Origin of the sequence: Algoriphagus sp. 4150, from assembly GCF_031457395.1 — a bacterium.
Lineage (GTDB): Bacteria > Bacteroidota > Bacteroidia > Cytophagales > Cyclobacteriaceae > Algoriphagus.
This window is the reverse complement of the sequence record NZ_JAVDWS010000001.1, coordinates 764,947-785,728: the sequence shown is the minus strand read 5'-3', so window position 1 is coordinate 785,728 and position 20,782 is coordinate 764,947. Positions and strand designations below refer to the sequence as shown.

Sequence of the window (20,782 nt, the reverse complement as noted above, 5' to 3'; positions counted from 1 at the left end):
GAGCATGAATATGAAAATTTAACTTCTTAGCGTTTTCTTACCCTTACCTAAAAATATAAAAATGAAGTGACAGAAAAATTATAAACATATGAAAATAATAGCATTTTTTATTTCTTCAGCATTTTTCCTTATTCTTATCAATTCAGCTTTTGCCATTAACCCTGATCGGGAATACATCCTAACTCCCGACTCAGTTGGCTGGAAATATGAGCAATTGGAAATCAGGACTGCAGATCAGGTGAAACTGATTTCATGGGTCTATGAAGCGGATAAGGAGAATGATAAAGACACCGTCCTTATTCTGGCCTATCCTGATGCCGGAAATATGTCCTATTTTGTTTATCACTCAGCTATTCTTGCCGATGCGGGCTATACGGTGGTTACGTTTGATTACAGGGGTTTTGGAAAAAGTGACGATTTTGAAATTCAGCGGGAATACCTTTACTATACAGAGTTCACCATGGATCTGCAAGCCGTGATAAATACCATTTCCAGGAAATTCAAAGACAAGAAAATTGGAATTTTAGGAATGTCGATGGGAACAACTATTGTTTCCCGCGCATATCCGGACATCAAGGACAAAATCGATTTTATAATCGGAGAAGGATTTGTGACGGATACTTCCGCAATTGTGGATCGCTATAAGGGACTGGATAAACAAATCCTACTTCCCGAGAAGCCCGTGCTTTACGAAACAGCTATTCAGTCCATTGACGTTCCGCTCCTGATTTTGACAGCTTCCGACGATACAATCACCACTCATGGCGATGCGTTAGCACTTCAGAGTAAACTTGGTGAAACTTGTCAAGTGATCCAATATGCCGGAGCTCATCTCGCAGGATTTCAGTTTGACCATGAAAACAAGGGATTTGGTGGATGGTATGTGGAGCAGCTTGAGAGGTTTTTGGATTAGGAAAATTACCTTATGGATTATGGGATTGAGCGCACTTTTAATCATCTGACGAAAATGGACTGTGGAGACACAGACCACTGTTGAGAGTTACAGGGCATGGGGAAACAATCATTACTTTTTACTCAAGAAAAATTATTTTCTTATTCCAAATCCATGAGGAGCTTTCAATATTCCGGAATCATACATATTAATGTATATAGAAACAGTATCCTTCGAATTTTCCCAAGTAACTCTATAGTTATCTAGCATAGCACTTCCCATAAATCCATTTTCGCTTTTCACCGGACAGCAACTCCCTTCCCGGTAATATGAAATCGCTTCTCCATTCGGTCCGGTAAGCGAATTTAAATACCTTCTCTCATTCAGTGGGCCTTCAGAATTTTTTACTCCGCCAACTTCTACAGGATTTTTGGGGGATAATCCATAAGTCTTATCAGAAGATATCTCCGTTAATACAAAGCTATTGCCATCAGGAGATAGCTTTGTATTATCAGAAATCTGCTTTGTAGAGGAACAGGAAAATAGAAATAAAAGAACTACTAATATTGATAATTGAGTTTTCATCTGTTTATAATTTGATTTTCAATGGTCATATAGCCTGTCCCGATTTTTCATCGGGAGAATCTCGCACGATGAATAACAATCCCTCTGTGTGTCGTTTTCGACATGCCCGATTTCATCATAAGTATTGTTTTCTATCGCATTTTACATTTGATCGCGCCAATAAAGAGTGATATGGATTATGCCTCTTCACTCATCAAATCACTTATTACTACGTATAATTCTTTACCTCATTTGTTGGTAATAGTCTCGAATCCTCTAATGCAGCAGTCCGGTGTCCTGCATTTTTCAAGTAATCTTCTTGTTGGGCAAATTCCATAAACTTTGAAACAGATTCGTGTTCAACCAATAGCATAGCATCCCATACCTCCGAATCAGGTCCAATTAGAAAATTTTTGCACTTTCCATAATATATGATTCGACTTCCCGCTTTTTCCAATTCAGGCAAGATCCCGGTCATATACAACTGATATGCTTCTTCTCCGCTGATTACCTCAATGGATCTTATTTTTTCCAAGTTAGCGTAGTCGGCAATTTTTCTAAACTTTAATAAATTCAACATTACTACCTTTCCCTTATCATGAAAGTCTTGATAGAATCTTTTCCCTGCTTCCGGGTTTGCATCAATGTGCTTTTCCATATCGTTTTAATTTCCGGTTGATTAGAATTACACTTAGCTCATATTTACAATCGCCCTCTCCTATTACGTTTATAGCACTATATAACCCGATGTTGGGCATCCTGCTGTAAGCAAATTAAGCATTTCGTAGGTAGCCGCAAACTAGTTTTGGGAGTTTTCACAAGAAATTGAAAAGCTTAAACTTTTCCTAACCGGCTGCCAGCTTGATCTCGTAAATCGTCATTCATAAGTCCCAATTATTTTTATATTCTACAAGAGACTGCTTCAGGTTCGTGCCTCACCATTCGCAGTGACGTAAAAACTCCCACAATTCCCTTTCTAGCCAAGAAATCCTATTTTTGCATCCCATGCTCCAAGATTTCGATCCCCTTTCCTTTGACCTCCCGGTAGCGGAGATAATTCCACAAGTTAAATCCCGGCTTTCCAAAGCCAATTCGTTGATTATCCAGGCTCCTCCCGGTGCCGGAAAAAGCACCTTGCTTCCCCTGACGTTGCTGGATGAACCCTGGATGACTGGCAAGAAGATCATTATGTTGGAGCCCAGACGATTGGCTACCAAGACCATTGCACAGCGAATGGCGTCCATGACGGATACCAAATTGGGCGATATGATCGGGTATAGAATACGCTTTGAATCGGCTATTTCCAAGAACACAAGGCTGGAAGTGATCACAGAAGGGATTTTGACACGCATGCTTCACTCAGACAATGCCTTGGAAGAGGTGGGGCTGGTGATTTTTGATGAGTTTCATGAGCGAAATCTTCATTCTGAAGTTGCCTTGGCTCTCTGCCGTGAAGTACAGCAGATCCTGAGACCCGATCTGAGGATCTTACTTATGTCTGCGACTATAGATGCAAAGGTGCTTTCCGGAATGCTTAAATCAACCGTGATCGAGAGTAAAGGCCGACAGTATCCCGTGGAAGTGAATTATCTGAATGAAGTGGATGAATATGCCATAGGCGAAGATGCTGCAAGGCAGATAATTCCTTTGACCAAGGTTCATGAAGGGGATTTTCTGGTTTTCCTTCCGGGACAGGGGGAGATTCGAAAAGCGCAGGAAATTTTGAAGAAGGCATTACCGGATGATCTGGTGCTACCTCTGTATGGACAACTTTCACCGGGAGATCAGAACAGAGCAATTATGCCACATCCTTCGGGGAAAAGAAAGATCGTTCTTTCCACTGATATTGCGGAAACTTCCCTGACCATCGAAGGAGTGACTGTAGTCGTGGACTCAGGCTTCGCCAAATCATCGAGATTTGATGCCAGATCAGGTTTATCCCGATTAGTATTGCATAGAATCAGCAAGGACTCCGCAGATCAGCGAAGTGGTAGAGCGGGTAGATTGACCGCGGGTCATAGCTACAGACTGTGGACTAAAGCTATTCAAAATCAACTCAATGAGTACCGAACGCCTGAATTGATGGAAGCCGACCTCACAGGACTGGTACTGGATATGAAAGCCTGGGGCAAGCAGGATATCCGCTCCATGACTTGGCTTACTCCTCCTCCAGCCGGAACCTTGGCTTTGGCAGAAAAGACCTTGGAATCCATAGAAGTTATCGTGGACGGAGAACTGACACCGCATGGTAAGGAAGTGCACCAGTTGCCTACCCATCCACGTATCGCCCATATGCTGATCAATGCGCAAGAGATTGATCAACTGGGTTTGGCTACAGATATTGCCGCAATATTAGACGAACGAGATCCACTGGGTCCTGATGCAGGTGTGGATTTGAATCTGAGAATCGAAGCGCTGCGGAGATATAGAAAACACGATGTAAGCATAGCACGAATCAAGAAAATAGAGAAGATGGCTGCATCCTATCGTAGAATGTTTTCCATTCAGCCTGATAATGGCCCGGTTGATCTCTGGCAGACAGGGCTGCTCCTAGCCTATGCATATCCCGAACGGATCGCAGCTGCAAGACCCGGGAACAATGCCCAGTTCCAATTGGCCAACGGAAAAATAGCACAGATTGGTCACAAAGATGATCTCGCCCACGAATCATGGCTTGCCGTAGCCCATGTGGATGCCCGGGAAGGAATGGGAAAAATATGGATGGCCGCTCCCATCAATCCAAAGGATTTGGCTCCCATGCTGAAGACCAAAGAGGTTTTGAAATGGGACAGAAAAAAAGGTGGACTTCAGGCCCATTCTGAGATTCGGATTGGATCCATTATCCTTGGCACTAGACCCTTGGCAAAGTATCAACCGGGAGATGTGACGGAAGCGGTTTTGGAAGCCATCCGTGAGGAAGGTGAGTATTTACTTGATTTCAATGAAGAGGTGGAGCAGTTGATTATGCGCGTGGAATCACTTAAAGCGTGGAATCCGGATCAAAACTGGCCTGATTGGTCCATTGCCACACTTTGCGAGAAACCGGAAGCATGGATAGCTCCATATCTTGATGGTATCCAAAAGAATGATGATTTCAAAAAATTGAACATCAGTCAGATTCTTTTGCATTCACTTGATTTTGAACAGCAAAAGGAATTGGAAAGACTTGCTCCGCAGTATTTGGAAGTTCCATCAGGAAGTAAGATCAAACTGGAGTATAGAAAAGAAGATATACCACTGCTTGCCGTAAGGCTCCAGGAATTGTTCGGCTTGCTGGAAACGCCCACCGTCAATAACGGAAAAGTCAACGTACTGATTGAGATGCTTTCACCGGGATACAAGCCGGTACAGCTTACACAGGATCTGAAAAGCTTCTGGAAGAATGGCTATTTCGAAGTAAAGAAGGAGTTGAAAAGACGCTATCCCAAACATGAATGGCCCGAGGATCCGATTGGTGCAGAAGCTGTCAGAGGGGTGAAGAGGAAGTTTTGAAGTGTTTGATTGTACTAGAAGTAGGTCTGGTTCTAGCCTGAAAAAAATTAAAACCTTTGAGGTTTCGAAACCTCAAAGGCTAGCTGTCAGATTAGTATGCTATTCTTCGGCAAATAATTCCCGGATCTCTTCCAGAATTGGCTCAACTTCCAGTTTCTTCAGCTCCAAGCTCCCTTCATCCTCAGGATTGTGCAAGTAGTGATTCCAATGCTTCTCAGCCTTACGGAGCGTACGCGGGGTCATATCAAATTCCACCTCATCCAGATACATCTTGGCCAAAGTTTGTGCCTTGAAATTACCGAAGAGAAATACCCTGAAAATATCCACAAAGCGCAGACTCAAGTCAAACTCCTCTAAAATCTGCACAAATGCTCCTTGATGAGCTCTGTTCTTCTTGTCATTAATCGCATCAAAAATGGCATCAAGGGATTCCTCATTGAAAGTAGACTGAGAAAGCGCTCTACAAGCCAAGTAGGCAATCTCCCAATTATCACCCTTCACCAGCTCAATTACGGTATCTCTTCCACTTTCATCCAGAATTTTGCCCAGCTTATCCGCAAAATAAAAAGCTTCTTTTTCACTTGGGTCAGACATTCGCTTGATCAAGCCTTGGATTTCATCCTCCATGATTTTTCGGTTTATTTGTGCAAATATAATTGAAAAGCCTCCCCCGCTATGATTTCCGGCAATCCAAAATCAATTACTCTTGAGAAGTATCAGGTTATTCTGGAAGTTTCTGAAAAGAAAGGGCTGCAGGGAGTCTTTGATAAGGCTAAGCATCAATGGATCATTTCTGATTCAGATTCCTGGCTTGCGAAGATTTCCCTTCCTTGGAATGTAGTACCAAATGATTCGGGATTACTTTCAGTAAAAGATGATTTCCATTTGGGATTGGTGATGATACGTGCAGGAATAGCCGTCACGGGCTATTTTCATAATGGGGTTATGCTGGATCATAAGGTTTTCCGCGCTTATATGGTTCGCCAAAAGCAAGGGAAAAGCCAGATCAAATATTTAAAAACCAAAGGAAAATCCAGAGCCGGTTCCAGGATGAGACTTGGAGAATCCGAACAGTTTTTTGTGGAGATCAATGAACGTCTCCGGCAGTACGAGGGAAATTTCCCTATTACAACCTGGGGAATCAGTTGTGGCAAAACGCTCTGGCCTTACTTCTTCGGAAGCGACACTCCTCCCCCATTTTCCAAAAATGCAGAAAACCTAATCAGTATTCCTTTCCATGTACAGCAGCCTGATTTTGAAACTCTACAAGCAATCCACAGGAAGTTGAACGGGATTCATTTGACACTTTCTGAACGTGGACTGGAGATCTTTGGCTCCATGGAGGCTGATACTTCAGGGCGTGTTGATGAGGAGGAAGATTGGTGAGATTGATAAAATTCAATGATCAATGCTCAAATTCAATGGTCAAGGAGGCTCTTTACACAACTAACGATCTATAACTCCCGCAAGGGTACAGAGGCGCAACTTATGCTATCCGGTTGAATGCAGCCTCCCTACTACGGTTAAAATCGATAGCATTTCTACTTGTTAGGATTTGCTTTCTAGTTTACCTTTAGGCCTAGAAGTTATCACTCACCTATTTTACCGAATTTTCATTTTATTACCATGTCCAAGAAATTCAATTGGCTGGCATCGCTTGCATTATTGGTTGCAATTCAAGCCAACGCACAGAACACCCTACATCCCACTTCCTCCGAATACGAATACCCTTCGGATCCAAAAGTCATAGAGAAACTTGAAAAATGGAGAGACCAAAAGTTTGGGATATTGATTCACTGGGGCATTTACGCAGTCCCCGGAATTATAGAGTCATGGAGCATTGTGAACGAGGACTGGATCAATAGAAATGATACCACCCAGAGCTACGAAGAATATAAGAAGTGGTATTGGGGACTGAAAGATCAGTTTAATCCCACAGGTTTTGACCCGGCTCAGTGGGCCGATGCCGCTACCAAAGCCGGAATGAAATACGTAGTCTTTACCACCAAACACCACGATGGGTTCAACATGTTTGACACCCAATTCACAGATTATAAGATTTCCGACGGTCCTTTCAAAAACAATCCAAAAGCCGATGTAGCAAAGCACGTTTTTGATGCATTTCGGGAAAAAGGCATGATGATAGGAGCCTATTATTCCAAGCCGGATTGGCATTCACAATACTATTGGTGGGACTACCGTGCTACTCCGGACCGCAATGTGAATTACGATATCCGCAAGCATCCATGGAGATGGAATCAATACGTGCAATTCACCCACAATCAACTCAACGAGATCACTACCAATTACGGAGCTGTAGATATCCTTTGGCTAGACGGCGGTTGGGTAAGACCCCTCTCCACAGTGAATGAAGAAGTGATAAGCTGGGGAGCTCCTATCCCTGATTTTGACCAGGAAATCAATATGCCCAAAGTGGCTGAGATGGTAAGAAAAAACCAGGAGGGAATTCTGATCGTAGACCGTACGGTGCATGGACCTTTCGAAAATTACCGGACTCCGGAGCAGGGAATTCCTACTGCTATGTCTCCCGATCCATGGGAAAGCTGCATCACCTTGGGTGGCGCATGGAGCTATGTGCCCAATGACGAATTCAAACCTTCCCGCAAAGTGATTCACCTGCTGATAGAAATAGTGGCTAAAGGCGGAAATTTACTTTTGGGCGTAGGGCCAACTGCCGATGGTCTCTTTCTTCCTGAGCAGGTTTCAAGATTGGAAGAAATCGGAAAATGGCTTGAGCTTAACGGCAATGGGATTTACGGTACCCGGGCTTTGGAGACTTTCCAAGATGGAAAACTTTATTTCACACAAGGGAAAGCCGGGGAAATGTATGCACTGGTGCCGCTGGAAGAGGGAGAAAAGTTGGATGACACTATTTCCTGGACGCTGAATCCTCCCAAAAAAGACAGTAAAATCACCATACTTGGCGAAAACAAAGCTCTTCGATGGAAAACTGTAGATGGGAAAACAGTAGTAACTCTTCCGAAAAATATTCAGGAAAAGCTATCCGCTTCTCCTGCTATTGTGTTGAATTACCTTTCCCGGTAGTCCGCCAAGCAAAAGAGCCGGAATTTCTTCCGGCTCTTTCAATAGTCAAATCTAAAATTAAGTAGTCTTACTTGTCACATCTCCCGGATAGTTCGCATTCAGCATGTTCATCGTCTCGTGAGCTACTTTGATATTAAATTCGTACGCTAGACTCTTATAATTGACCAAGTCAACTATGGTTCCGATAAAACAAAGTCCCAGTGTCAAAATATACAGGATACCTAAGCCTATCTGCCCGAGAATGAAGCGGTGCAGTCCTGCAAATCCAAAGAAACCAAGCAAAGTCAGGATCAAAATCATCTGCGAATCCTTTCTTCTGGCTCTATAAACCTGTGCGAATAGAGAAGCTTGGTCTTCATCCATATTTTTCATCAAACCCTGGATGTAGCCCAGTTCCATTCCTTCCAACTCGGGAAGGTGTCTTAATACATTAGCCATAATTGTGTGTTGTTTTTAAGTTTCTAATAAGTTGCCAGATTCGAGAGATTATAACCACATACGCAAGCAAAGCCAGCGGATGCATGTCCCAGGATGCCTGAAATTCCCCTCTGGCGAGGAGACTCATTGACCTTCCCAGTCCACAGCCCGGACACCATTCAAACCCCAGTTGACTCAGTGGACAGAGACTTAAGTGACTGCCGCCATGAGGATCCAGAAGAAGAATTGCTGCCAAACTTCCGATCCAAAAGATCAGCTCCAGCGGCAAGTTTGATATCCATCGGGTTATTACCTTCATGTTCTGCTTAATTACGAAAAAGGTGCCATTCCCCAAACATAGCCTAAAACGGCGAATTTCGAATGTTATGGAATTTTTATGCAAAGTAAATGAACAACATTATGTTCGAAAATGAACATAAAATTTTAATAATATGTATGTGCAATGTTGTCTCCATCCCATTTCTTCGTTTGAAAGGAAAAGGAAATATTAAGCGTACCGGATATTATTACCGGCAAGATTTCTCCTGACAAAGCTATTTCGTATTTTGCCGATTCAATTTTGCGTCAAAAATGAAATACTTCTTCGCTACTTGTTGCTACATTTTATGTTTCGCCGGTATTTTCCCACTTTATGCTCAGACAGACCTTTGGCTGATCAATACTGACGGAAAAGGCGGGAATTTGAAACTGCTGACAGAGTCGGCACGCAGGCTGACAGACAGACCTGAATATGATAACCAGCCCAGTTTTATCAACGACCATCAATTGGTATTTTCGGCTGCAGACGACAATGGCAATCACGATATTATAATTTATAATTTTGAGTCCGATAAATTCACCAATCTTTCCAAGACATCCGACAGAAGTGAGTTTTCTCCCAGTATCACGGACTGCGGAATGTACATTGCGGCTGTCGTTATGGAGGAGGATAAAAAACAACGTATTTGGCTCTACCCTACCGGTTTCGAACCTGCCGAATTGCTGTACGATGACATAGAGCCAGTGGGTTATTATGACTGGTATGACAATAAAGCTGCTATGTTTGTTCTCGGAGAGCCAAATAAATTGATCTATGCTAGAGGAAGGAATGATTTGATAGAAATTGATTCAGGGATATCCCGATCTATAAACAAACGTCCAAAGACATCAGAAATCACTTATCTTTCAGAGTCTGCTGAAGATCAGCCCGGCACTATTAAGAGTTATGATATTGAAAAAGGAACCAAAGAAATGTATTATAAGGGGCTTTTAGGTGCCCAAGATTTCATTTGGCTGGATAAAAACTATCTGCTGATGGCTTCCGAAAATGAGATTTTCATAAGAAAATATAAGAATGCTGAATGGAGGTCAATAGGCAAAATATCCTCTGAAACACACGAAAATATCACCCGAATGGCCTATAGCGAAGATCTTAATGTGCTGGTGGTCGCAATGAACAGAAAATAACAAAACTCTATGAACCCTATTAAATCAACCCTTTTAATGGCTGCGCTTCTTTTTGGAGCTCAAGCATATTCCCAGAAAATAGAAGACAAGAAAGGCATCGTCGCCAAAAATGCCGAATTGGTCAAAGTGCAGGATGGCTTTGCGTTTACAGAGGGTCCTGCGGTCAATCGTTTTGGGGATGTTTTTTTCACCGATCAACCTAACAACCGAATCCATAAGTGGAATGCGCTGTCCAACGAAGTAAGTGTTTTCGCGGAAGACGCAGGAAGATCGAATGGCATGTACTTTCTCCTAGACGGTACATTGGTAGCTTGTGCGGATAATAAAAATGAACTTTGGGCTTTTGATACTGATGGAAATCATGAGGTGTGGATTACGGCATTCAAGGGCAAAAAACTCAATGGTCCCAATGATCTTTGGGTAAGGCCAAAAGGAGGTATTTACTTTACAGATCCCCTGTATGTTAGGCCCTATTGGGAAGGGCGTGGCGAGGAATCAGAGCAGGACGGCCAGCATGTTTATTTCTTGTCAGCAGACAGAACAGAATTGTTCAAAGTAGCTGATGATCTTTTGCAGCCAAATGGAATCGTAGGCTCCCCTGATAGTAAGACCCTCTATGTCTCCGATATCAAGGCAAAGAAAACCTATAAATACGAAATACGCGATGATGGCTACCTAATCAACAAAACGCTTTTCTGTGAAATGGGCTCAGATGGAATGACTATAGATGAACGTGGCAATGTGTACTTGACCGGAGATGGGGTTACTGTCTTTGACCGTAAAGGTGAGCAAATTGCCCATATCCAGGTACCTGCCAAATGGACTGCAAATGTGGTCTTCGGAACACTGGACAGAAAGACACTCTTTATCACGGCCTCTGATGCCGTTTATACTTTGAAAATGAAAACTAGAGGAGTTTGGTAAGAAGTAAAATCAGTCTCAGTTTTCAGTCTCAGATACCTACTTTGGAAATTAATCTTTGCCTTATGCGCTGGAGGCTAAGCTCAGGTTGACAAGCACTGCTTCTAGGCTGGATTTTTTCTGTCGCGGTTTGCGATGAAACAATCAGCATACCATACGTTATTCCCGTTCGGAAGGCACGAACGGGGCGTTGGATTAAAAAAAGTTCATCGCCCATGTGAGTGTCTCCACTCACATGCCAAAAGACCTCTAGAAAACCTTGATTGGTGAGCGTGTCGAACCCCAGTGCTCTCGGTGGTTAAAAAAAATCCCGAAAAAGAAAGCGGTATAAATGCTTCTTCTTCGGGATTTCGTTATTGGTCTACTGCCTCTTTACTTCAAAAACATAAAGTATAAAGAAGGCAATATTCCGATTTAGAAAATACCGATGTAGTGGTTCCCCGTACGGTTTACAAGTGTTGCTCCTTTCATTGCCACGCCTGTATTGCTGTCCAAGATATAGATGTTACCGTTTTTGCCTACGGGGGTGACGGCTATATATAGATTAGTGCCATCGGCTAGAAAGCCTTGATATTGGTTAAATACCAAATCAGCTTCATAAGGCAAATCCACAATTGATGCAGTTCTGGCATTTAAATCCAACCAGGCTACATAGCCTCTATCTTCTCCACTGTGGGACACAAGCGCAAATGCTTTACCACCTTGGACGTATTTCCAAGCTTCAATAGTCACTCCGGTAAGATTTAGCGCATCGTTCAAACTAAAAACATAAGAATTGTCATATTCATTATTTTGGTTGATCCTCAGGATATGAGAACCGTTTGGATCCCTCTCGGTAGCCTGATAGATGTTATTATCATCACCTAAGTAGCTGAAATGACTTCTATAACCACTATTGTCCCCGTGTCCTACTGAAGAATTAATCACGGTAGGATTAGCGAAAGAAGGATAGTCAACTACCACTGACTTGGTGCCCAATCGCTCGTATTCTGCTTCTACCACACCTGCTGCCACATTATATTTACGCATCCAAGTACCGATGATAAGCTTATTGCCTGCGGCATTTAGCACAGATCCATCCAATCTGAAAATGGTATGGCCCGCAGCTTCCTCCTCTTCGGTAAGTGGAATCTGATACTGCACATAGTTTCTGATCAGGGATTCCTGTAGGTCCAATGCCAAAATAGTGGCAGTCCCTCTATAGTATTCAAATGGCGTTGTAGGATTAGGATCATTTTCGGTTGGTGCATTATTTGCACGAATATTGGCCACATCCAATGCTACTCCCGTCTTGTCTCCATCAAATAGCTTCAACCAGCGAGGAGATGTACCTGCATACTGCGAGATATTTGCAGAAACGTCAGACTGCGTAAAAGATCCGCCTCCGTTCACTGAATATCTTGAGAACTCTCCTCCGTTATCACCGGTATAGGCAATATTGAAAAGCGTATTTCCATCTTCTGAAGACTGAAGACGGGCCGTTCTATTGGACTTTACTCCAAATCCACCTTCATAGACATTGATCTGTACATCGGGATTCTGTGCTTCTGCTTTGGAAACGGAGTACACCATGGTTCCGCCATTTCCATCTCCCGCAGTAGTACCCATTAAGGCTCCTGCAACAGTGATCCATCTGTCTTCTTGCTCACCTGGAGGGGTGACAGGATTTCCTTCGTTATCATCACTACAGCCGGTTAGGGTCACCGCGCTCATCAAAGCTCCAAGTGCCAAAAAGTTTAAGAATTGCTTTTTCATAATTTATTTGTAGTTGGTTAATATAATAGGTTGATTAAAATTTATTAATGGTATAATTGATTTTTAGGTAAAACCCCCTTCCGGGTTTTTGGACGGCAAAATTATCATAAGCTTGCTTGTCGAAAATATTTCTCAAGTCAGTGCTCAGTACCAGTTTTTCATTTGGAAAAACATAATTCACTCCTAGATCCTGAATAAATTGGCGGGGAGTTCTGAAGTCTTCAATCTCCAACCAAGTGGTATAAAATCGGTCTACAAAGCCAAAACTGTAATATAGGTTTAGCTTAGAACGTTGTTGTATTACATTCTTAAGTCCGTATTGAACAGTGGAATTGATTGTGAAAAAGGGCTCGTTTGGCAATTGCTGATTATAGTAAGTGTATTCGTTTCCGTTATTGTCATACCTCATATTGAACACGGAGTTAAACTTGGAGAAATTAACCAAAACGCTTAGGTTGTCTTTAAAGGAATAGTTGATTTCCCCTTCAAAACCAATTGATTTTGTCTTACCCAAATTCTCAAATGGATCTGTCTGTACAGCGTCATTTATTCTTGGATTGATTCTTCTTACAATTTTGTCTTTGGTGTCTCTGAGAAAGCCTGACGCATAGAGAGAAATTTTACTGTCAGCGTTCAGATTGTAAGGCCCGCTTCTCAATCCTACATTCAGGTTATTACTGATCTCCGGTCTAATTCCCAGATTTTCGATAATGTTTTCGCCGGGACTTCCGAATACTTCATTTTCCGATGGCATCCGTACGGCTTTCTCTCCTGATAGTAGAATAGTCAAGTTGTCTTTGATGGCATAGGAAGTTGCCAGACCATATCCTGTAGTACTGCGGTCACTGGTCACCCGATCTTCGATCTTTACACTTTCTCCATTTTCAGTGACCAGCATTGGATCCATCCTGTCAATTTTCTGTTGATAGTATTTGCCAAACAGGTTGGCTTTGAACTTTGATTCGAAAAGAGTTGCTTCATAGGCCAAAGCAGAGATGTTTTTTGTCAAATCCCGCGTACCAATAAACTCTCTCTCTACTGCTCGTCGCATTTCATCACGCTCAGTTCTGTCAATTGTGTAATACATATGACTGAAAACCAACCTATGCTTCCCTGTAATTGCATAAGTAGCTCCTCCTCGGAAAGTAGAGATATTTCTATTGATATGATTGATGGTAGGAGCTCCCTGCTGTGCGCCGCCACCCGGTCTTAAAATAGGATCACCGTTTAATCCGATACTTTGCTCACCAAACCAATTGTAATTCCATTTTACCGTATCATTTACCACTTCTTTACGATCACTGATCATCCCATTGAATGTCACTTCCAAACCTTTGGTGAGAAAATCACTTTTGATATAATTCAAGCTAAGTACATTTGCCTGTGACTCGGTAAATCTTCCTTTGTACGGAATGGTCATATAGGTGCCGTGCTGGATTTCATTGTAGTCATCAGATCCATTATACCCCAGATGAAACTGATCAGCCCACTTCACATCGGTAAAGCCAAGTTGAATATTTACACCATATGATTTATACGCATCATTGAAGCGCTTTGCCCTTACATATTCATATCGTCCATTGGCAAGAATGTTTCGCACAAATTTGCCCCACACTTCATAGTCGTTGTCAGAATAATTGTAAAAAGCAGAAGCTCTTGCTGTAAATCCGGTGTTGGCATTTCTGTAAGAACCGCTCAAGTTTGCCTGTTGGGTATTAAAAGAACCGTAAGAGACAGAAGCCGTCAGATTGTTCATCGCCCCTTTTTTCAGGATGACATTGATAGCCCCGCCGAGTGCATCATCTGCCAAATGTGCCGGAATTACACCTTTATACACTTCTATGCGTTCTATCAGGGCAGGTGGAATACTGTTGAGACTAAAAGAAGGACCATAAGTAGAAATTGGGACTCCATCGATAAAAATGCGCACTGAATTTCCCGACATTCCATTGAGATTATAAGAGACAGCAGAACCCAAGCCTCCATTCTGACGAACCCTCACCCCTACTGATCTATTTAGAAGATCGTTGGTTTGTAGGGACTGTAGAGATGCTTTTAGGGTTTCTATAACGTTAACCGCAAAACCGGTGGTTTCAATCTCTTTTTTATGAGACTCCCCTACTACCAGAACTTCGGCCAACTCATTGAGATCGGCACGCTTTAAAACAGTCTTAATTTCTAAGCTAGGTCTGTCTAAGCTAATATTAAAACCATGCTTCTGAATTTCGAGGCTGCTCACTTCCACCTGATGTGGACCAAAGGGAATATCAGCAAGTTCATATCTGCCTCTTTCATCAGATAGCGCATGCTTCTTGATTGATTGTATAAATACCGAGGCATAAGCTACCGGCTCGCCATTCTCAAAAGTCAGCGTTCCTGATACTTTTCCGGTTTGGGCATAGCTATAAAAAGAAACCAGTAAGCTGAACTTAAAAATTAATAAGGTAAAACTTGTTTTCATATGCCGCTTTTGAGTGAATACGGCAGCAAAAGTATAATTTAATTATAATTAATCTAAATAAGATTAAGAGATAATCCATCTTTCTAGATGAATCTAATAAATCAGCAGCAAGCAAAAAGAAAATAAATAGCTGATAATGATGTATTTATATTTCTTGGGAAACATCAGTCAACTAAAGAAAAAAGATTAGACCCCAGTGCTTAAAGCATAGCATGCCCCGACAGGAGTATTTTCGGGTAATTAACTCCACCGTGTACTTAGGAGAACTTTTAAGCGCAGCAGGAATAAATCCGTTCAATAGTTCAGAACGCTTCTCCAATAAAAATATAGAAACCTGAACCTTCAGCAGTAAGTGCATAATCCAAACGGGTATAAATATCCTTTTTGGGAAAAAGCAAAAAACGTAAACCGGCTCCTGCTGACCAGGCAATTTTGTCCAGGTTGAGGTTGGAGAAATCAGGGAAGACGGTGGCGGCACCGGCAAAGGCAGCAGCACCGAACCGTTTAGAAAATCCCAATGGAAGAGGAAGAAAACGCATTTCTACCTGGGAGGCTAGCTGATTATTGTCACGAAAGCGACCGGAATAATATCCTCTCATCATGCTGTCTCCTCCCATGAGAGCCAGTTGATTAAAGGGAGTATTTCCCTGATTAAATTGTCCCAAAAGCTGTGCGGCAAACACATTGTGCTTTCCTACCGGTCTATAGATTCTGGTGTCTGATATTATCGTGTTGAATTCATAGGTACTTATCCCATCAAAGTACTTCAAATAGCCCAATTCAGAGAAAAAACCATTTCGTACGTTAAGTACATTATGCCTGTTGTCGTATACTATCCCCGCTCCTATACCGAGATTGGATGAGCCTTCACTTCCGATTGGGAGCTCAAAATCAGAAGTTTCCTGCGCTGTGATAAAATTAACTGACCCTAGACGCTGGAAATCTATTTCTAGTCCGAAAAAGAGGTTATCCCGTACTTTGCGAAGCACACGTTCTTTAATGAGAATCTGATTTGCTTCTACCAAAGCAAGGTAATCCCGTGAGCTATCCATTCCTATTCCGTAGTATTTCAATGGGAAACTCTGAAAGCGCAAACGCCCAAGGAAAAACCATTTACTCTGATCAGAATATAAGGCATGGTCGAACCACAGCCCATATTGGTTTTCCAAAGTAAAAAAGGTAAAGCCACTGATCTCACTTAAACGGTTGGTGGTATCCTGTTGGGAATAATACACATAAAGTGAGGAAAATCCGATTTCCCAGCTTGTCTCAGGTGAATAGGCTAAGGTGGGATAGACTAAAAACTGAGGCTTGCTGATATCGGAAGTATCATTGATCAGGCCATTTATATATCGCCTAACAAAACTTTGGGAATTACCTTCCCTGCTTACACCTGGAAGTAAACCCAGGATTAGAAGAAGTATTTTCGGAATGGATTTGATGCGCTGTGATTTTGGTAATGGTAAATGTAACAGGTATTGTGTCCACTCTTGTTTGCTGTGATAATTCATTTTTTCTGAAAGCTTAGTTAAACCAGTACGCTGGATTACCAAGCCCATCAAGCGTTAACTAGCAATTACCGTCTATCTCACAAGCTTCCCCATCCCCTTCCGAGATTTCAAGCTTAGGATTTGCTTTCGCATATTCACTCCATGCTTTTGCAAGTGTCTCCTCGAAAACCCCATCCGGTTGAGCTCCTGAAATCCCAAATTTCCGATCCAATACGAAAAAAGGCACTCCCTTTACTCCCAACTGTCGGGATTCGTAAATATCCTGATCTACCTCATTCACAAACTTATCAGAATCCAACACCTCCTTGACAGCACGTTCTTCCAGTCCAATTTCCATGGCTAAGGTCAGTAAAACCACATCATCATCAATATTGAGGGCATCGGTAAAATATGCCTTCAGAAGCCTTTCTTTCATCTCATCACCTTTCCCCACGCTTTTTGCCAAATGCAAAATTCGGTGGGCTTTCTTGGTGTTTGCTACCACGGTTTTGTCCAGATGATATTCCAATCCTTCCTGAGCAGCCATGTTGGCTACATTTGCGGTGATCTCTTTCGTTTGTTCCAAAGTCCAGCCTTTTGCTTCGGCCAGGTATTCCTCAGAATTCCTGTTAGGCTGGGTGATTTGATCAGGATTAAGGAGAAAACTCTTCCATTCGATCTCTACTTGATCTTTATGGGGAAATTTCTCAATCGCTTTTTCTATTTTTCTCTTTCCTATGTAGCAAAAAGGACATGCCACATCAGACCATATTTCTATTTTCATCTGTTTATAATTTGCTTTTAGAGGTCATAACTTGTCCCGTGACGAAGGAAACGGGATGGAATCTCGCATATGGGATAATCGTCCCAGTGTGTGTTGTTTTCGACATGCTCGGTTTCATCGCTAGAATCTTTAAGTAACTTTAGCTAAACTATAAATCAAGCAAAAAGAGTTCAGCTAACCGTGAAAACAAAAGAATGCCCATCCTGTGCAATGGAAGTAGATGACAAAGCCAAAATCTGTCCCATATGCCAATTCGAATTCCCACAGCGCTCACCATGGATTATTTGGGTTGCTATAGTACTTCTGTTGATTTGGGTTTTCAGGTACATTCTGTGAGACAAATTTCTTTGGAGATATACTTTGCGGCAAAAAACAAGAAACATTTAAGGGCTCGGACTTGTTGAAATACGGGTGACCCTATGTTTGCTATGCTATGTGGCAAAGCTATTCAAACCACATAGAAGCATAGGACTCATAGTTTTTGCCAGAAATATAGACTTGTCTATGCTTTTCTATGTGGTTATGTGGTTTAAAAAAATGATCAATTTCCAATTTTCAAATCCAATATTCAAGTAAAGGCAAACTCTAACCTTTGCGCTCCTTGGTGGACTTTGTGGTTTTAAAAAAAACACCACCCAATTCAAGCCTCCTGACATGGACTTGTTGAAATACGGGGACCTCTATGTTTGCTATACTTCTATGTGGTTAAAAAAATGATCAATTCTCAATTTTCAAATTCAATGGTCAAGGAAAAGCAAACTATAGCCTTCGTGCTCCTTGGTGGACTTTGTGGTTCAATAAAAACACCACCCAATTCAAGCCTCCTAACATGGACCTGTTGAAATACGGGTACCTCTATGTTTGCTATGCTATTTGGCAAAGCTATTCAAACCACAAAAGAAACAAAGTACATAAAGTGCTAAGACCAAAGACCCACTGTCTTTCTTACCTGATCATCGTCATGCACGCCGTTCGCATATAATCATGAAGACCTTCAACAACCGTCTTTCCGTGAATGAGCTTATGCAGGCTGAAAAATTAATCTCACTTCTAGTCAGATCGTTTCTATGCTTTTCTATGTGGCTATGTGGTTTAAAATAAATGATCAATTTCCAATTTTCAAATTCAATTGTCAAGGAAAGGCAAACTCTAACCTTTGCGCTCCTTGGTGGACTTTGTGGTTCAATAAAAACACCACCCAATTCAAGCCTCCTGAATTGAACTTGTTGAAATACGGGCGCCGCTATGTTTGCTATGCTTTTCTATGTGGCTATGTGGCAAAAAAAATGATCAATTTTCAATTTTCAACTTCAATGGTCAAGGGAAGGCCAACTCTAACCTTTGTGTTCCTTGGTGGACTTTGTGGTTCAAAAATAAACACCACCCAATTCAAGCCTCCTGATATGGACTTGTTGAAATACGGGCGACTCTATGTTTGCTATGCTTCTATGTGGCTCAAAAAAATGATCAATTTCCAATTTTCAAACCCAATGCTCAGGGAAAGCCAACTCTAACCTTTGTGCTCCTTGGTGGACTTTGTGGTTCAAAAATAAACACCACCTAATTCAAGCCTCCTGACATGGACCTGTTGAAATACGGGTACCTCTATGTTTGCTATGCTATGTGGTAAAGCTATTCAAACCACATAGCATAGGACTCATAGTTTTTGCCAGAAATATAGACTTGTCTATGCTTTTCTATGTGGCTATGTGGTTTAAAAAAATGATCAATTTCCAATTTTCAAACCCAATGCTCAAGGGAAATCAAACTCTAACCTTTGTGCTCCTTGGTGGACTTTGTGGTTCAATAAAAACACCACCTAATTCAAGCCTCCTCACATGGACCTGTTGAAATACGGGTGCCTCTATGTTTGCTATGCTTCTATGTGGCTCAAAAAAATGATCAATTTTCAAACCCAATGCTCAGGGAAAGCCAACTCTAAGCTTTGTGCTCCTTGGTGGACTTTGTGGTTCAGAAAAAACTACCATCTAATTCAAGCCTCCTGACATGGACTTGTTGAAATATGGGCGCCGCTATGTTTGCTATGCTTCTATGTGGTTAAAAAAAAAAATGATCAATTTCCAATTTTCAACTTCCATGCTCAAGGGAAAGCCAACTCTAACCTTTGTGCTCCTTGGTGGACTTTGTGGTTCAAAAATAAACACCACCTAATTCAAGCCTCCTGACATGGACCTGTTGAAATACGGGCACCTCTATGTTTGCTATCCTTCTATGTGGCTCAATAAAATGATCAATTTCCAATTTTCAAACCCAATGCTCAGGGAAAGCCGACTGTAACCTTTGTGCTCCTTGGTGGACTTTGTGGTTCAAAAATAAACACCACCGGCCGTTGAACTTTTTCGTATTCGTCACCAAATCACCAAATAATATTCTGAGTTGTGCGATATTAGCAAGCCAGACAGTCGATAATTGTAAATACTGTAAAAAAATCAGGTTTGCACTAATATTTTTGCCAAAACTCTTGCATTTTCCTTTGTAAGGAATGAATTTTGCCACCTTATTACGCATGATACAAGTAAATCACATAGCACCCATTTGCACCCGTTCCACTTCTGTGGGATTGAAAGCTGATGCTATTGCTTTTTTCAGTCCTATAAGGACATGTAGATTTTTCTATAGGGTTTAACCCTTCGATAAATAATTGTATTCCTACGTGGAGTACTCACCCGCCCATTTATACTTTGATTTATTTACCAATCTTCCGAATTCCATCGGAATTAACACATGCAAATCCAACATGGATAACATTACCTTCCAGATTATTGTAGCAAACGCTTCTCATAAGAATTACTCCATTCAGATCACTGAGGAGATGGAGAATTCTGCCAAAGCTCGTGGTACAGGCATAGCCAAGCGAAGCCCTGCTTATGTGGAGACCAAAATGGAAGAAGGAAAAGCCGTAATTGCATTGACGTCTGATGGAAAATGGGCTGGATTCTGCTATATCGAAGCCTGGGGACACGGGAACTATGTTGCCAATTCAGGATTGATAGTTTCCCCCGAATACAGAAAATACGGCCTTGCCCGTAAAATCAAAAATGAAGTATTCAGACTCAGTAGAAAAAAATACCCGGATTCCAAGATCTTCGGACTGACTACAGGTGCCGCCGTGATGAAAATCAATTCTGAACTGGGGTACATTCCAGTCTCCTATTCCGATCTTACAGATGACAACGAATTCTGGAAAGGTTGCCAAAGCTGCATCAACTACGAGATTCTGATGAGTAAAAACAGGCAAAACTGTCTTTGCACAGCCATGCTCTATGATCCCAACTCAAAAAGAAACCATACGCAGGAATTAGCCTTACGTGATGATTTCAAAAAAGAGCTCAAATTATTTGATCGCTGGGTAAGATTAAAGAAATACGTGATGCTTAAATTAAACAAGTCGAAAGACACCATTTCAAGCATCTTTTTATAAATCAATTCTTCCGAATAGGAAGCAAAAAACC

General features: G+C 41.8%; 16 protein-coding genes. 7 read left to right on the top strand and 9 right to left on the bottom strand.

All coding sequences use genetic code 11. The features are described 5' to 3' along the window. The first annotated feature begins 88 nt into the window (after positions 1-88). Positions 89-913 carry an alpha/beta fold hydrolase gene (locus J2X69_RS03345; RefSeq protein WP_310098421.1) on the top strand — a complete coding sequence of 275 codons (825 nt, stop codon included), beginning with the start codon at positions 89-91 and terminating at the stop codon, positions 911-913. 132 nt (positions 914-1,045) lie between these two features. Here the strand turns inward: J2X69_RS03345 and J2X69_RS03340 are convergent, their stop codons facing one another. Both J2X69_RS03340 and J2X69_RS03335 read right to left on the bottom strand, forming a co-directional pair. Beyond that, positions 1,046-1,477 (bottom strand): hypothetical protein, encoded by a 432-nt coding sequence (locus J2X69_RS03340; protein ID WP_310098418.1) that lies wholly within the window; start codon positions 1,475-1,477, stop codon positions 1,046-1,048. Between the two features lie 208 nt (positions 1,478-1,685). Next, positions 1,686-2,114: a DUF1330 domain-containing protein gene (locus tag J2X69_RS03335; RefSeq protein ID WP_310098415.1), complete on the bottom strand. Its 429-nt coding sequence runs from the start codon at positions 2,112-2,114 to the stop codon at positions 1,686-1,688. A 347-nt stretch (positions 2,115-2,461) separates the two neighbouring features. On the opposite strand from J2X69_RS03335, the gene hrpB reads away from it, so the two are divergent. After that, a complete protein-coding gene (gene hrpB, locus J2X69_RS03330) occupies positions 2,462-4,948 on the top strand; it encodes an ATP-dependent helicase HrpB (RefSeq protein WP_310098412.1) in 2,487 nt (828 codons plus the stop codon). A gap of 99 nt (positions 4,949-5,047) precedes the next feature. Here hrpB and J2X69_RS03325 read toward each other — a convergent pair whose 3' ends face one another. Next, a complete protein-coding gene (locus J2X69_RS03325) occupies positions 5,048-5,575 on the bottom strand; it encodes a HEAT repeat domain-containing protein (protein WP_310098408.1) in 528 nt (175 codons plus the stop codon). Between the two features lie 48 nt (positions 5,576-5,623). On the opposite strand from J2X69_RS03325, the gene J2X69_RS03320 reads away from it, so the two are divergent. Both J2X69_RS03320 and J2X69_RS03315 read left to right on the top strand, forming a co-directional pair. Then, entirely contained in the window at positions 5,624-6,334 is a 711-nt protein-coding gene (locus J2X69_RS03320) for a hypothetical protein (protein WP_310098407.1), read from the top strand. Positions 6,335-6,574: 240 nt separating this feature from the next. After that, positions 6,575-8,014, top strand: a complete 1,440-nt coding sequence (locus J2X69_RS03315; RefSeq protein ID WP_310098404.1) for an alpha-L-fucosidase — start codon at positions 6,575-6,577, stop codon at positions 8,012-8,014. Between the two features lie 57 nt (positions 8,015-8,071). Here the strand turns inward: J2X69_RS03315 and J2X69_RS03310 are convergent, their stop codons facing one another. Both J2X69_RS03310 and J2X69_RS03305 read right to left on the bottom strand, forming a co-directional pair. Continuing rightward, positions 8,072-8,452: a TM2 domain-containing protein gene (locus J2X69_RS03310; RefSeq protein WP_310098401.1), complete on the bottom strand. Its 381-nt coding sequence runs from the start codon at positions 8,450-8,452 to the stop codon at positions 8,072-8,074. Continuing rightward, complete coding sequence (locus J2X69_RS03305; RefSeq protein WP_310098398.1) at positions 8,445-8,750, bottom strand: DUF2752 domain-containing protein; 306 nt, start codon at positions 8,748-8,750, stop codon at positions 8,445-8,447. The genes J2X69_RS03310 and J2X69_RS03305 overlap by 8 nt, the downstream gene beginning before the upstream one ends. Positions 8,751-9,022: 272 nt before the next feature. On the opposite strand from J2X69_RS03305, the gene J2X69_RS03300 reads away from it, so the two are divergent. Together J2X69_RS03300 and J2X69_RS03295 are read left to right on the top strand one after the other, a co-directional pair. Further along, positions 9,023-9,898: a hypothetical protein gene (locus tag J2X69_RS03300; protein WP_310098395.1), complete on the top strand. Its 876-nt coding sequence runs from the start codon at positions 9,023-9,025 to the stop codon at positions 9,896-9,898. Between the two features lie 36 nt (positions 9,899-9,934). Beyond that, positions 9,935-10,822, top strand: coding sequence for an SMP-30/gluconolactonase/LRE family protein (locus J2X69_RS03295; protein ID WP_310098392.1), 888 nt, complete (start codon positions 9,935-9,937; stop codon positions 10,820-10,822). A gap of 411 nt (positions 10,823-11,233) precedes the next feature. On the opposite strand, the gene J2X69_RS03290 is transcribed toward J2X69_RS03295, so the two are convergent. The 4 genes from J2X69_RS03290 to J2X69_RS03275 form a co-directional block, all read right to left on the bottom strand. Beyond that, the gene (locus J2X69_RS03290) at positions 11,234-12,574 is read right to left on the bottom strand and encodes a hypothetical protein (RefSeq protein ID WP_310098389.1); all 1,341 of its coding nucleotides are present in this window, start codon (positions 12,572-12,574) and stop codon (positions 11,234-11,236) included. A 34-nt stretch (positions 12,575-12,608) separates the two neighbouring features. Beyond that, positions 12,609-15,035 (bottom strand): TonB-dependent receptor plug domain-containing protein, encoded by a 2,427-nt coding sequence (locus J2X69_RS03285; RefSeq protein WP_310098386.1) that lies wholly within the window; start codon positions 15,033-15,035, stop codon positions 12,609-12,611. A 302-nt stretch (positions 15,036-15,337) separates the two neighbouring features. Then, positions 15,338-16,546, bottom strand: coding sequence for a BamA/TamA family outer membrane protein (locus tag J2X69_RS03280; protein ID WP_310098383.1), 1,209 nt, complete (start codon positions 16,544-16,546; stop codon positions 15,338-15,340). A gap of 58 nt (positions 16,547-16,604) precedes the next feature. After that, positions 16,605-17,309 (bottom strand): DsbA family oxidoreductase, encoded by a 705-nt coding sequence (locus J2X69_RS03275; RefSeq protein WP_310098380.1) that lies wholly within the window; start codon positions 17,307-17,309, stop codon positions 16,605-16,607. 2,758 nt (positions 17,310-20,067) lie between these two features. Here J2X69_RS03275 and J2X69_RS03270 point away from each other — a divergent pair. Further along, positions 20,068-20,751, top strand: coding sequence for a GNAT family N-acetyltransferase (locus J2X69_RS03270; RefSeq protein ID WP_310098376.1), 684 nt, complete (start codon positions 20,068-20,070; stop codon positions 20,749-20,751). Positions 20,752-20,782: the final 31 nt, after the last annotated feature.

What these genes read in the sequence shown, in the direction of transcription:
- J2X69_RS03345 (WP_310098421.1), top strand. Translation starts at nt 89, where the DNA reads ATGAAAATAATAGCATTTTTTATTTCTTCAGCATTTTTCCTTATTCTT.
- J2X69_RS03340 (WP_310098418.1), bottom strand. Translation starts at nt 1,477, where the DNA reads ATGAAAACTCAATTATCAATATTAGTAGTTCTTTTATTTCTATTTTCC.
- J2X69_RS03335 (WP_310098415.1), bottom strand. Translation starts at nt 2,114, where the DNA reads ATGGAAAAGCACATTGATGCAAACCCGGAAGCAGGGAAAAGATTCTAT.
- hrpB (WP_310098412.1), top strand. Translation starts at nt 2,462, where the DNA reads ATGCTCCAAGATTTCGATCCCCTTTCCTTTGACCTCCCGGTAGCGGAG.
- J2X69_RS03325 (WP_310098408.1), bottom strand. Translation starts at nt 5,575, where the DNA reads ATGGAGGATGAAATCCAAGGCTTGATCAAGCGAATGTCTGACCCAAGT.
- J2X69_RS03320 (WP_310098407.1), top strand. Translation starts at nt 5,624, where the DNA reads ATGATTTCCGGCAATCCAAAATCAATTACTCTTGAGAAGTATCAGGTT.
- J2X69_RS03315 (WP_310098404.1), top strand. Translation starts at nt 6,575, where the DNA reads ATGTCCAAGAAATTCAATTGGCTGGCATCGCTTGCATTATTGGTTGCA.
- J2X69_RS03310 (WP_310098401.1), bottom strand. Translation starts at nt 8,452, where the DNA reads ATGGCTAATGTATTAAGACACCTTCCCGAGTTGGAAGGAATGGAACTG.
- J2X69_RS03305 (WP_310098398.1), bottom strand. Translation starts at nt 8,750, where the DNA reads ATGAAGGTAATAACCCGATGGATATCAAACTTGCCGCTGGAGCTGATC.
- J2X69_RS03300 (WP_310098395.1), top strand. Translation starts at nt 9,023, where the DNA reads ATGAAATACTTCTTCGCTACTTGTTGCTACATTTTATGTTTCGCCGGT.
- J2X69_RS03295 (WP_310098392.1), top strand. Translation starts at nt 9,935, where the DNA reads ATGGCTGCGCTTCTTTTTGGAGCTCAAGCATATTCCCAGAAAATAGAA.
- J2X69_RS03290 (WP_310098389.1), bottom strand. Translation starts at nt 12,574, where the DNA reads ATGAAAAAGCAATTCTTAAACTTTTTGGCACTTGGAGCTTTGATGAGC.
- J2X69_RS03285 (WP_310098386.1), bottom strand. Translation starts at nt 15,035, where the DNA reads ATGAAAACAAGTTTTACCTTATTAATTTTTAAGTTCAGCTTACTGGTT.
- J2X69_RS03280 (WP_310098383.1), bottom strand. Translation starts at nt 16,546, where the DNA reads ATGAATTATCACAGCAAACAAGAGTGGACACAATACCTGTTACATTTA.
- J2X69_RS03275 (WP_310098380.1), bottom strand. Translation starts at nt 17,309, where the DNA reads ATGAAAATAGAAATATGGTCTGATGTGGCATGTCCTTTTTGCTACATA.
- J2X69_RS03270 (WP_310098376.1), top strand. Translation starts at nt 20,068, where the DNA reads ATGGATAACATTACCTTCCAGATTATTGTAGCAAACGCTTCTCATAAG.